The 828-nt window shown below is 67.4% G+C and carries 1 pseudogene; it reads left to right on the top strand.

Annotated elements, in window-relative coordinates:
* Nucleotides 1-828 (top strand): annotated as a pseudogene (locus tag ACS04_RS39535) (hypothetical protein); the annotation flags it as partial.

Below are 828 nucleotides of genomic sequence, written 5' to 3' on the forward strand. Positions count from 1 at the left end.
CCCCGGGTCAGACCATCCCGAACCTGGTGGTGGTCCCGGTGGTGGACGGGAAGGTCAGTTTCTTCAACAACCAGGGCACCGTGGACCTGATCGCGGACATCACGGGCTACTTCACCTCGGCCGGTGACGGCGCGACGCACGTGAACATCGGCCCGAAGCGGCTGATGGACACGCGTTCGGGCCTGGGCGGCGTGCCGCAGGCGAAGGTCGGCGCGGGCGGTGTGGTGACGCTCCAGGTGGCCGGTACGAACGGCGTCCCGGCGTCGGGTGTGACGGCCGTGGTCCTGAACGTGACGGCGACCAACCCGACGGAGCCGAGCTTCGTGTCGGTGTACCCGAGCGGTACGACGCGTACGAGTGCTTCGAACCTGAACTTCACCCCGGGTCAGACCATCCCGAACCTGGTGGTCGTCCCGGTGGTGGACGGGAAGGTCAGCTTCTTCAACAACCAGGGCACCGTGGACCTGATCGCGGACATCACGGGCTACTTCACCTCGGCCGGTGACGGCGCGACGCACGTGAACATCGGCCCGAAGCGGCTGATGGACACGCGTTCGGGCCTGGGCGGCGTGCCGCAGGCGAAGGTCGGCGCGGGCGGTGTGGTGACGCTCCAGGTGGCCGGTACGAACGGCGTCCCGGCGTCGGGTGTGACGGCCGTGGTCCTGAACGTGACGGCGACCAACCCGACGGAGCCGAGCTTCGTGTCGGTGTACCCGAGCGGTACGACGCGTACGAGTGCTTCGAACCTGAACTTCACCCCGGGTCAGACCATCCCGAACCTGGTGGTGGTCCCGGTGGTGGACGGGAAGGTCAGTTTCTTCAACAACC

The organism is Streptomyces roseus, from assembly GCF_001044425.1.
Lineage (GTDB): Bacteria > Actinomycetota > Actinomycetes > Streptomycetales > Streptomycetaceae > Streptomyces > Streptomyces roseus.